This window comes from Ramlibacter monticola (assembly GCF_016722785.1).
Classification (GTDB): Bacteria; Pseudomonadota; Gammaproteobacteria; order Burkholderiales; family Burkholderiaceae_C; genus Ramlibacter; species Ramlibacter monticola.
Window position 1 is genome coordinate 1,279,396 of sequence record NZ_JAEQNE010000001.1, and the last position, 11,216, is coordinate 1,290,611.

Genomic DNA, 11,216 nt, shown 5'->3' on the forward strand with positions numbered 1-11,216 from the left:
AGGGTGAGATGGCAAGATTGAGAAAGGGAACGACCCTGGCGACCCGGGTGGCCGCCGTGGCCCTGCTCGGCGGCGCGATCCTTTCGGGGCTGGTGGCCACCGAAGCGCGCGCCGAGTACGGCGACGTGGTGATCAACAACTACTCGGACAAGGCCGGCATGCGGCCGGTGGTGTTCCCGCACTGGTTCCACCGCATCCGCTTCCGCTGCAAGGTCTGCCACGCCGACCTGGGCTTCAAGTTCAAGGCCGGTGGCAACGAGATCAACATGGTCAAGGTGATCGACGGCCAGTTCTGCGGCGCCTGCCACAACGGCGAAGTCGCCTGGAGCATCGAGAACTGCAACATGTGCCACTCCGCCAAGCCGGGCACGCCGACCCAGGTCCACGAAAGCACCACCAACTCGCTGGTGGCGCCCGCTGCCGGGGAGAAGAAGTGATGAAGGCCCGTATCGCACTCGCGGCACTGGCCGCCTCCGCCCTCGCCTGGATCGCCGGCCCCGCCGCGGCCCAGGATGCCGCCGCCGGCAAGGCGGTCTACGAAGGCGCCTGCGTCGCCTGCCACGGCACCGGCGTGCTGGGCGCCCCGAAGGTCGGCGATGCCGCCGCCTGGAAGGCCCGCTCGGCCGGCGGCGTGGGTCCCCTGCTGAACAGCGCGAAGAACGGCCGCGGCGCCATGCCGCCCCGCGGCGGCAATCCGTCGCTGACCGACGCGCAGCTGCAGAACGCCATCGCCTACATGCTGTCCCAGTCGAGCGGCGCCGCGCCTGCGCCGGCGGCTGCACCGGCGGCTGCCGCCAAGCCCGCGCCCGCCCCGACGGCGGCTGCGAAGACCGCGACGCCGGCGCCCGCCGCGGCTGCGGCGGCGGCCAAGCCGGCGCCCGCAACTGCGGCCGCCGCGGCACCCGCAGCCGCGCCCGCGGCCGCTGCGGCACCGGCCGCTGCCGCACCGGCCGCTGCCGCACCGGCGGCTGCGGCCCCGGCCGCACCCGCGCCGGCCGTCACGACCGCGGCGGCGCCACCCGCAGCCGCCGGCGGCGTCAACACCTTCAACCGCCTGATGCGGCCGACGCTGCGCAACCGCCCCCCGGCGGAAGACGGCATCCACGATCCGAGCAACGACGGCACCATGGCCCTGCAGCCGCCGAACACCGCGTTCACCGAACTGAACCGCAGCAATGCGGGCAACCGCGTGGACTGGGTCAAGTCGCTGCGCGAAGGCAAGATCAAGCCGCGCGCCGACCGCGTCGACGACAAGGTCGCGCCGGCGGTGATGGACCTGAACATCGTGCGCGAGGTGAAGGGCTCCATGCCGGACGTGGTGTACCCGCACAAGCAGCACACCGAATGGCTGGACTGCTCCAACTGCCACCCCGCGATCTTCAAGCCGCAGAAGGGCGCCAACCAGATCAGCATGGCCGGCATCCTGCTCGGGCAGCAGTGCGGCGTATGCCACGGCAAGGTCGCCTTCCCGGTGTCGGAATGCCGCCTGTGCCACTCCAAGCCGAAGAGCACCGCCACGGCGGGCGCGCCGGAGGCGGCACCGCGCCAGTGACGCGCACCCCGGAGGCAGCATGAGCAGCAGGTTGTTCCTCACCCCCGCCGCCCTGGTGCTGGCGTCGGCGCAGATGGCGTACGCGCAGCAGGGCGCCGGGCAGCCGCCCGGCGAGCAGCCGGTGCGCCAGATCTCGGCGCAGCAGGTGGAACAGAAGGCCGCAATGCTCAACCGCGTGCTGAACGAGTCGCCGGTGGCGGCACGCATCGCCAACAGCCAGAACGAGGAAGCGCGCCGGCATTTCGCCAAGGCGCGCGACCTCGCTCAGCACGCCAAGGAGCTGAGCGCCGAAGGCCAGCTCCGCGCCGCCGACGCCCTGCTGAACGAAGCGATCTACGAGATCAGCAAGGCGCAGCAGCTGGTGCCGGATCCCGGCACCCAGCAGGCCGCCGAACGCGCCCGCTACTCGCAGCTGGAAGACAGCGTGGCGGCCCTGCGCCGCACGGCGCAGATCGCGCTGCCCAACGCGCCGGCGGCCAAGCGGGCGGAGAGCGAGCAGAACCTGCGGGCGGCCGAAACCCTGGTGGACCAGGCCGTGGCGCTGGCGAAGTCCGACAAGTACATCGAGGCCAACCGGCAGATGGACCGGGCCCTGATGCTGCTGCTGAAGGACGCCTCCCTGCGGCTCGCCGGCCACACCATCGTGTACGACCGCCGCTTCGCCAACCGGCGCGAGGAGTTCGATTTCGAATTGAACCGGTTTCGCGAGTTCGAGCGCCTGGTGCCGCTCGCGATGCTGGAATACCGCCCCTCGCCCGAGGCGCGCGCGCTGGTGGACCGGCAGGTCGCCCAGGCGCACGAACTGCGCGAGCGGGGCGAAGCGCAGTTCGGCCGCGATCCGATCGCGGCGATCCGCGATATCGTGGAGGGCACGGACTCCCTGCGTCGCGCCCTGCAGGCGGCGGGCCTCGCCGTACCTCAATCGATGAGCACACCATGAACACCTTGCGTCCAAGGACGTTGCGCGCCGTCGTCTCGGCCGTGTGCCTTTGTCTCGGCATGGCGGCCGCCAGCGCGCAAACGGCGCGCGTGCCGCCCGATCGCGAACAGCTCGAACGCAAGCTCGGCTCCACCGCGACGCTGATCGACTCGTCCACCGCGGCGAAGCAGATCGAGGCGAGCGGGATCCGCGAGGCGTCCGATCGGCGCGCCAAGGCGCGCGAGCTGCACGCCAAGGCCGGCGAGGCCCTGCGGGCCGGCGACCTGGAGGGCAGCGCGAAGCTGCTGGACGAATCCTCGCGCGCCTTCATCGAGGCGGTGCGCCTGGCCAAGCCGGAGCAGGTCGCCGATGCCAAGCAGCGCACCGACTACCAGGCACGCGTGGAATCCACCCGCGCCCTGCTGGAAGCCCAGAAGCGCATCGCGGCGGAGAAGAACCAGGCCCGCGCCGGCGAGACCACGCGCCAGGTCGAGGGCATGATCGCCGAGGCCGAGCGCCAGGCGCAGGCCGGGCGGCTGCCCGAGGCGCGGCGCTCGATCGACCAGGCTTATCTCACGGTGAAGGCGGCGATCGGCTCCATGCGCGGCGGCGAGACGGTCGTGCGCTCGCTCAACTTCGCGACGCCGGCCGAGGAATACCACTACGAGATCGACCGCAACGACACCCACCGCATGCTGGTCGACATGCTGCTGAAGGAAAAGCGCGGCGGCGGCACCGACGCGATGGTGGACCAGGCCGTGGCCTCGGCCGCGCAATTGCGCACCCGCGCCGAAGCCGAGGCCGCCCGCAAGGACCATCCGGCGGCGATCAAGACGCTGGAAGAGTCCACGCGCGAGCTGGTCAAGGCGATCCGGGCGGCGGGCGTGTACATCCCGGGGTGACGATGGGTCATGGCCACAGCCGCCGCAGCGCCAGCCGGGCGCGCGCCTTCTGGCGCGCCGCCGGGCCGGTGCGCTGGCTGCTGGCGGCCCTGATCGCCTGCGCCGGCGCCCTGGCCCTGGCCGCCGCGCCGGGGCTCTGGCAGAAGATCGGCGCCGACGACGTGCACGACCCGCACAGCCCCGCCGTCGGCGTGCTGCAGGAACCGACGGAGGCACTGCAGGCGCTGCCGCGCGACACCGTGGGCGCCCGGGTCCGCTGGGTGGACGCGCTGGACCGCGGGCTGATCCAGCCGCGCACCAACATCCTGCCCGAAACGAAGGTGAACCTGCGGACCACGGAGGTCCTGCTGCGCAATACCGGCGAGATGCCGATGGTGCGCTTCCCGCATCGCCAGCACACCCTCTGGCTCGATTGCAGCAACTGCCACGACGAGTTGTTCGCCCGCGCCGCCGGCACCACCCGCATCAACATGCTGCTGATCCTGTCGGGCGAGAAATGCGGCCTGTGCCACGGCGCGGTGGCCTTCCCGCTCACCGAGTGCAAGCGATGCCACAGCGTCGAGCGGGGCAGCCCCGAGCACCAGGCCTTCGGCAAGGGCCTGGTCCGGGATGCGAACGTGCCATGAGGGCGTGGCCCTGGCTGTTCGTGCTGGGACTGGCGCTGGCGCTGGCCGCTGCACTGCCGGCGCGCGCCGAGTACGGCGACGTCGTGCTGGACCAGACCTCCACCAAGGCCGGTGTGCGGCCGGTGGTGTTTCCCCATTGGTTCCATCGCATCCGCTTTCGCTGCAAGGTGTGCCATTCCGAGCTTGGCTTCAAGATGCGGGCCGGGGCCAACCGGGTGCTGATGGACGACATCATCAACGGCAAGTTCTGCGGCATGTGCCACAACGGCCAGGTGGCGTGGTCCCCCGACCGCTGCGACCTGTGCCACTCGGGCAAGCCGGGCATCGAACCCGGCATCCGCGGCGATTCCCAAACGAAGGGTCCCGGCAAATGGTGAATGCTCCCCTGCGCCGCCGCGCGTTCACTCTGGCGGGCACCGGCCTGGCGCTGGGACTCGGCGGCTGCGCCGCCGTCGATGGCGCGCAGCCTGTCGCGTCCCCGCCCGGCGGGACCGGCGGCGCCATCCTGTCCCACTGGCTCAGTCTCACCGGCGGCTGGCGGCTCGACCCGCAGTCGCCGCCGCAGGTCGCACGGCTGCTTGGCGGCCGCAACGACTTCGTGCAGCCGGTCGGCGTGGCCGCGCGCAACGGCGTCCTGCTGGTCGCCGATGCCGGGGCCCGCACCCTCTGGCGCGTCGAGCGCGCGCGCGACGCGATGGCGCCCTTCACGACCTTCCGCGGCGGCGTAGCCGACGCCGGAGCCTCCATGCAGCTTGGCAGCGACTTCAGCGCCTGGGTGGCGCTGCCGGCCGAGCGCATGGTGGTGCAGTACGACGCGCGCGGGCGCATCGTGCGCCGCTGGGCCGACGAGGTCGACGCCCCGCGTCCGGTCGCCGTGGCCGTGCCCGAGGACCGCAGCCGGGTGCTGGTGGGCGATTCCGCCACCGCCCAGGTGCTGGTCTTCGACGCGCTCGGGCAGGTCCAGGGGCGGCTCGGCGGCCGCCATCCGCTGCCGCTGCAAAGCATCGCCGCGATGGCGCTCGGTCCGCGCGGGCTTTACGTGCTCGACCGGCTCGCCCAGCAGGTGATGGTGTTCGATCCGCGGGGCGTCCTCGTCGAAGTGCTGGCCGAGCACCAGCTGGTGCAGCCGCGGGCCCTGGCCGTCGACGGCAGCGGCCGCGTCTTCGTCAGCGACGAGGCCGACCAGACGATCAAGGTCTTTCGCGGCGAGGAACTGCTGGGCGTGGCGGGCGGCCGGGGCGCGGGCCCGTCGCGGTTCGGCCGCATCGAATCGATGGCGCTGGACGGCAACCTGCTGTACGTGGCGGACAGCCAGAACGCCCGCGTGCAGGTGCTGATGGTCGCGCCGCCGTCGATGGAAGCGCCCCCGGAGCGGCGGCGATGAAGCTCGGGCGAGCGCTGCTGGCCGGCTGCGCCGCGCTGCTGCTGGCGGCCTGCGCCAGCGAGCCGCTGGAGATGCGGCTGGATGCGCCGGCCGAGGGCGCGGTGCGCCTGTTCCCCTCCCCCGAGACGCAGGAAGTCCCGCGCTACCGCTATGTCGGCCAGTTGCAGGGCGAATCCAACTTCCGGCCCAAGGACGGCAGCCAGCCCGGCGCGGGCCGCCGCCTGCTGGCCTGGATCGTGGGGCTGGGCGATTCGACGGAGCAGCCCCTGATGCTGGTGCGGCCGCAGAGCGGCACGGTCGACCGCCTGGGGCGCGTCCTCGTCACCGACGTGGGCCGCGCCGGCGTCTTCGTGTTCGACGAGGCCGGCGGCAAGCTGGAGTTCTGGGACCGCGCCGGCCCCGGCACCCGTTTCGCATCGCCGATCGCCATCGTGCAAGGGCGGGAAGGCGAACTGCTGGTCACCGACTCGGACCTGGGGCGCGTCTTCCGTCTCGGCATGGATGGCCGCTCGCTGGGCGAACTCGGCGCCGGGGTGCTGCAGCGCCCCACGGGCATCACGCGCGACGCCCGCAGCGGCCGCATCTACGTGGCCGACACCCACGCCCACGACATCAAGGTGTTCGAAGACGACGGCCGCCACATTGCCACCTGGGGCAAGCGTGGCGACGACCCGGGCGAGCTGAATTACCCGACCCACCTGGCGCTGAGCGACGGCGTCCTGCTCGTGGCCGACTCCCTGAATGCACGCGTGCAGGGCTTCGACGCCGAGGGCAAGCCGGTGCTGGGCTTCGGCCAGCGCGGCATCTACGTGGGCAACATGGTCCGGCCCAAGGGGGTCGCGGCGGACGATGAGGGTAACCTCTATGTGGTGGAATCGATGCACGACACCCTGCTCGTGTACGACCGGAGGGGCCGGCTGCTGATGTCGCTCACCGGCACGGACAGCGAGTCCGGCCGCTTCTACCTGCCCGCCGGCGTGTGGATCGATGCGCGCAACCGCATCTACGTGGCGGACATGTTCAACGCGCGGGTGGCGGTGTTCCAGTTTCTCGGAGGCAATTGAATGCGGCGTCTGGCAGTAGGGATGTTCTTCGTGGTGGCGCTGGCGACGTGGTTCGCGCCGGCCGACCCGGCCCTGTCGGCCCGAGTCTCCGACATCCGGAACACGAAGCACAACCTCTCCGCCAACAGCACCAACACCGTCAAGGCGACCACCGAGTCGCAGATCTGCGTCTTCTGCCACACGCCGCACGCCGCCGAGAACATCGTCGGCGCGCCGCTGTGGAACCGCAAGCTTTCCGGGGCGACCTACACCACCTACAGTTCCAGCTCGCTCGAGGCCAACCTGACCGAACTGTCGGCGGGGCCGGGCGGGCTGTCGCGCCTGTGCCTGTCCTGCCATGACGGCACGATGGCGATCGGCAACGTCAACGTGGTCAACGGCAAGGCCAACCAGGCCATCACCATGACCGGCACCGCCACCGGCGGCACCATGCCGGCGGGCGCGGGCACCACGACCGGGTTCACGCGCAACCTCGGCACCGACCTGAGCAACGACCACCCGATCTCCTTCACCTACGACGCCACCCTGGCGACGAATGACGGCGAACTGCGCGCGCCCGACGGCGTGAACGTCGGCACCCGCGTGCGCGGCCAGACCAAGCCCAAGCTGCCGCTGGAGAACGGGCAGATGCAGTGCACCACCTGCCACGACCCGCACCTGCGCGAGACCGATGCGAACAAGGGCGCCGGCAAGTTCCTGCGCCTGAACCGGCTGCAGGAGACGCAGCAGCCCACCGGCGCCCAGTTCAACGAGACCAACGACATCTTCTGCCTCGCCTGCCACGACAAGGCCGGCCAGACCTGGGCGCTGTCGGCGCACGCGAACCCGCTGGTCGCCGACGAGCAATACACCGCCGCCGCCGCGGCGCAGCGCGAGTTCCCGGCCAACCTGCCGGTCTGGCGCGCCGCCTGCCTGAACTGCCACGACACGCACACGGTGCAGGGCGCGCGGCGGCTGCTGCGCGAGGGCACCGACAGCACGGCCATCCCCAAGGCCGGCGGCAATTCCGCCATCGAGGAGACCTGCTACCAGTGCCACGCCACCCTGGCCCAGAGCGCGCTGACCAACGTCGCCCAGGTGCCGAACATCAAGGACGACTTCGCGCTGGCGCGCCACATGCCGATCAAGTCGACCGAGCAGCAGACGGGCTCGGAGGTGCACGACATCGGCACCGGCACCGGCACCCGGCGCGGCAAGGACTTCTACGAAGATCCCGCCCTGCTGGGCCGCACCAATTCGCTCAACCGCCACGTCGAGTGCACCGACTGCCACAACCCGCACCGGGTCGTGAAGAACCGGAAATTCAACGCCGATCCGACCACGCCGGACGCCGGGGGCGCCCACGATCACAACCCCGCGACCGGAACCCACACCAACATCGCCTCGGGCGTCCTGAAGGGCGGCTATGGCGTGGAACCGGTCTACGGTGGCAAGGCCTTCGGCACGCCGCCCACGAGTTTCGACGTCAAGCGCGGTGACGGCGGTGTCGGCGCCAGCGAGGCGGTGGGCAGTACGTATGTCACGCGCGAGTACCAGATCTGCATGAAGTGCCACTCGACGTACGCGTACACCACCCCCCCCAATCTGGGCAGCAGCGGCGGCGGCACGCCCTCGGGGACCAACTCCCTGATCCAGTTCACCGACCAGTCGATGGAGTTCCAGGCGCCGGCCGGGCATACCGGCGAGCCGGCGTCCACCTCGGACAGCGGGGCGACCGGGGTTTACCAGACCCGGAACCACCGCTCCTGGCACCCGGTGATGGCCCCGACCGGCCGCGCGCTGGCCACGCGCGGCATCACCGGCACCAACCCGTGGCTCGCGCCCTGGGGCACCAACACCACCAACATCGGGGCCCAGACGATGTACTGTTCGGACTGCCACGGCTCGAACACGGGGACTGGCACCGTGGTGCCCACGGGCACCGCCCCGTGGGGACCGCACGGCTCCACCAACAACTTCATCCTCAAGGGCACCTGGGGCGTCGGCAGCGGCAACGGGGACAGCGGCACCCTGCTCTGCTTCAAGTGCCACGCCACTGCGGTGTACAACACGAGCAACGACAGCGGGCGGCGCAGTGGCTTCTACGACGGCAGCACCGGCAAGGGCAACCTGCACAACTACCACGTCAACCGGATCGGGCGCATCGAATGCACCTGGTGCCACATCGCGGTGCCCCACGGCTGGAAGAACCGCTCCCTGCTGGTGAACCTCAACGACGTGGGTCCCGAAGCGGGCCTGGCGGCCGGCACGGTGATCAACACCAAGCCGTACACCAAGGCGCCCTACTACCTCAACTCGGTCCTGAGGGTCAAATCCTTCGGCACCCCGGGCAGCTGGGCCGACAGCAACTGCGGCCCGCCCACCGGGACGGCCGGCAAGGACTGGATGAAAGCCACCTGCGCCAATGGGCCTTGACCGCCTGCTCGCTTCGCCGCGTCTCACGGTGGCCGGCTTCGCCGCGCTGGGGGCCGGCGTGTGCGCCGCCCAGGCGTGGCCGGCGCTGGCGGCCTGGCTGATCGCCGCGCCGCTGGCGGTGCTTGCCTTGAACCTGTCCGCGGCGCTGTGGGTCTTTCCGCGCCTCCGGCGCGGCGGGCTCGGGCTGTTCCACGGGTGCCTGCTCGCCTGCCTGCTGCTGGTGGCCTGGGGCCGCCTGACGCACTTCGATGGGCACCTGTTCATCGCCGACGGGCAGGAGTTCGACCCGGCGGCCGTGGAGACCGACTCGCGCGGCCCCTGGCACGGCGACGGCCTGCAGCGCCTCGCCTTCCTGCAGGGGCCCTACACGGTCACCTACGCCCCCGGCGTGCATCGCAGGCACACGAGCAGCCGGGTCGAGTTGCCGGGCGAGGGGCAGTGGCGCGAAATCGGCGACGACACCCCCATGGTGCTCGACGGCTACCGCTTCTACACCACGGCCAACAAGGGCTTCGCGCCCGTGCTCACCTGGACGGGCGCCGGCGCGCCGCCGGTCACGGGCGCGATCATGCTCCCGTCCTATCCGGCCAACGAGGGGCAGCAGGTCCATCACTGGAAGGCGCCGGGTGGCGCCGCCTGGAGCCTGGCGCTGCGCACCCGGCCGCTGGACGAGGCCAACGGCTGGACGCTCGCCCCCGCCACGACCGATGCGGTGCTGGTGGCGGAACTCGCCGGCCAGCGCCACGAACTGCGGCCGGGGCAGGAAGTGGTCACCGCGGCCGGCGTGCTGCGCTACGAACTGCTGGCCGGATGGATGGGTTATCGCATCTTCTACGACCCGACCCTCGTCCCGCTGCTGTGCATTGCGCTGCTCGGCGTGGCCGGGCTCGCGTGGCACCTGTGGAAGCGCGTCGAAGGGCTGGCACCCGCCTTGCCTGGAGCTCCCGCATGAACATGGCAACGATGCCCACCGATACCTGGGTGCTCTACCTCGGCGCCCTGCTGGTCGCCGGCTCCGCCCTGCTCGCCTGGCGCCTGGCCGCCACCGCCGGCGCGACCCCGCGAAGCGCACCCCTGATGGCGCTGTCGCTGCACGACGTGGCGCTGGGCGTGCTGGCGCTCGGGATCGCACTGCGCTGGAGCCGCGTCGGCCACGGTCCCTTCCTGAGCCTGTTCGAGATCCTCGCCAGCAGCCTGCTGAGCCTGGGACTGCTCTGGCGCCTGTTCAGCCTGCGCGTGCCCGTGCTGCGCGAGAGCGCGCCGGTGGTGCTCTCGCTGCTGAGCGTGATGGGGGTGTGGCTGCTGGTTTCCGATACGTCGGACACGCGGCTGCCCGCCACCTACGAAATGCCCATCCTGTGGCTGCACGTGGCCATGGGCAAGATCTTCCTGGCCTGCGCGCTGGTGGCCACCGGCCTGGCCGGCGTGCTGCTGGGCCGCGGGAGCGCGCGCGGCCAACGCTGGTTCCGCCGCATGCCGCCCGATGCCGCGCTCGACCGCCTCGCCTGGCGCTTCATGCTGATCGCCCTGGTGTTCGAAAGCCTGATGCTGATCGCCGGAGCGGTCTGGGCCCAGGACGCCTGGGGGCGCTTCTGGGCCTGGGATCCGCTGGAGACCTGGGCCTTCGTGACCTGGGTGGCCCTGGTCGGCGCCGTCCACGCCCGCCTCACCTGGAAGCTCGGCCCGCGCGCCGGGGCGCTGATGATCCTGGGCGTGTTCGTGCTGGCCTTCCTCACCTTCTTCGGGGTGCCCTTCGTGTCCCTCGCGCCGCACAAGGGGGCGGTATGAACAGACCCAATACGACACTGGTGGGGGCAATCCTGATCGTGGCGCTGGCCCTGGTGGCCGGCCTCGTGAAGTGGGCCGCCGACCCGGGCGAGGTCAGCGCACTGGAGCATCAGCGCCAGATGCAGGACCGCGAGCTCGGTCAGCGCTTCGAACAGGCCGTGGTGATGCTGCATGCGAAGCAGTACGACCACGCCATCACCGCCCTGCACCGGGTGCTGGAACTCGCCCCCCGCATGCCCGAGGCGCACGTGAACATGGGCTACGCCCTGCTGGGCCAGGCGAGGCCCGATGCGGCCCGCAGTTTCTTCGACGCCGCCATCGAGCTCAACCCGCGCCAGGCCAATGCCTACTACGGGCTGGCCATCGCCTACGAGGCGCAACAGGACTACGAAAGCGCACTGGGGGCCATGCGCACCTACCTGCACTTCGCACGCAGCGACGATCCCTACGCCGCCAAGGCCCGTTCGGCCCTGTGGGAGTGGGAGGGGAAGCTCGGCCGGCACGCCCCGACGGCGACCTCCCAGGCCACCCCTTCGCCGCGTCCGTAACCCTCGTTGCTTCCTGTT

At 71.3% G+C, this 11,216-nt stretch carries 12 protein-coding genes; all 12 read left to right on the plus strand.

Annotated elements, in window-relative coordinates:
- Positions 1-8: 8 nt before the first annotated feature.
- The 12 genes from JJ685_RS06245 to JJ685_RS06300 are packed head-to-tail and all read left to right on the plus strand — an operon-like array spanning position 9 to position 11,198.
- Complete coding sequence (locus JJ685_RS06245; protein ID WP_201673324.1) at positions 9-437, plus strand: c(7)-type cytochrome triheme domain-containing protein; 429 nt, start codon at positions 9-11, stop codon at positions 435-437.
- Positions 437-1,552 (plus strand): c(7)-type cytochrome triheme domain-containing protein, encoded by a 1,116-nt coding sequence (locus JJ685_RS06250; protein ID WP_201673325.1) that lies wholly within the window; start codon positions 437-439, stop codon positions 1,550-1,552. Before JJ685_RS06245 ends, JJ685_RS06250 begins: the two co-directional genes overlap by 1 nt.
- Before the next feature lie 19 nt (positions 1,553-1,571).
- Positions 1,572-2,492, plus strand: a complete 921-nt coding sequence (locus JJ685_RS06255; protein WP_201673326.1) for a hypothetical protein — start codon at positions 1,572-1,574, stop codon at positions 2,490-2,492.
- Positions 2,489-3,373, plus strand: coding sequence for a hypothetical protein (locus JJ685_RS06260; protein ID WP_201673327.1), 885 nt, complete (start codon positions 2,489-2,491; stop codon positions 3,371-3,373). Before JJ685_RS06255 ends, JJ685_RS06260 begins: the two co-directional genes overlap by 4 nt.
- A 2-nt stretch (positions 3,374-3,375) precedes the next feature.
- The gene (locus tag JJ685_RS06265; RefSeq protein WP_201673712.1) at positions 3,376-3,999 is read left to right on the plus strand and encodes a c(7)-type cytochrome triheme domain-containing protein; all 624 of its coding nucleotides are present in this window, start codon (positions 3,376-3,378) and stop codon (positions 3,997-3,999) included.
- Positions 3,996-4,376, plus strand: coding sequence for a c(7)-type cytochrome triheme domain-containing protein (locus tag JJ685_RS06270; RefSeq protein ID WP_201673328.1), 381 nt, complete (start codon positions 3,996-3,998; stop codon positions 4,374-4,376). Before JJ685_RS06265 ends, JJ685_RS06270 begins: the two co-directional genes overlap by 4 nt.
- Entirely contained in the window at positions 4,370-5,383 is a 1,014-nt protein-coding gene (locus JJ685_RS06275) for an NHL repeat-containing protein (protein ID WP_201673329.1), read from the plus strand. The genes JJ685_RS06270 and JJ685_RS06275 overlap by 7 nt, the downstream gene beginning before the upstream one ends.
- The gene (locus JJ685_RS06280; RefSeq protein ID WP_201673330.1) at positions 5,380-6,447 is read left to right on the plus strand and encodes an NHL repeat-containing protein; all 1,068 of its coding nucleotides are present in this window, start codon (positions 5,380-5,382) and stop codon (positions 6,445-6,447) included. Before JJ685_RS06275 ends, JJ685_RS06280 begins: the two co-directional genes overlap by 4 nt.
- The gene (locus tag JJ685_RS06285; protein ID WP_201673331.1) at positions 6,448-8,862 is read left to right on the plus strand and encodes a cytochrome c3 family protein; all 2,415 of its coding nucleotides are present in this window, start codon (positions 6,448-6,450) and stop codon (positions 8,860-8,862) included.
- Positions 8,852-9,814: a cytochrome c biogenesis protein ResB gene (locus JJ685_RS06290; RefSeq protein ID WP_201673332.1), complete on the plus strand. Its 963-nt coding sequence runs from the start codon at positions 8,852-8,854 to the stop codon at positions 9,812-9,814. The genes JJ685_RS06285 and JJ685_RS06290 overlap by 11 nt, the downstream gene beginning before the upstream one ends.
- Positions 9,811-10,650, plus strand: coding sequence for a cytochrome c biogenesis protein (locus JJ685_RS06295; protein ID WP_201673333.1), 840 nt, complete (start codon positions 9,811-9,813; stop codon positions 10,648-10,650). Before JJ685_RS06290 ends, JJ685_RS06295 begins: the two co-directional genes overlap by 4 nt.
- Positions 10,647-11,198: a tetratricopeptide repeat protein gene (locus JJ685_RS06300; RefSeq protein ID WP_201673334.1), complete on the plus strand. Its 552-nt coding sequence runs from the start codon at positions 10,647-10,649 to the stop codon at positions 11,196-11,198. Before JJ685_RS06295 ends, JJ685_RS06300 begins: the two co-directional genes overlap by 4 nt.
- Positions 11,199-11,216 lie beyond the last annotated feature (18 nt).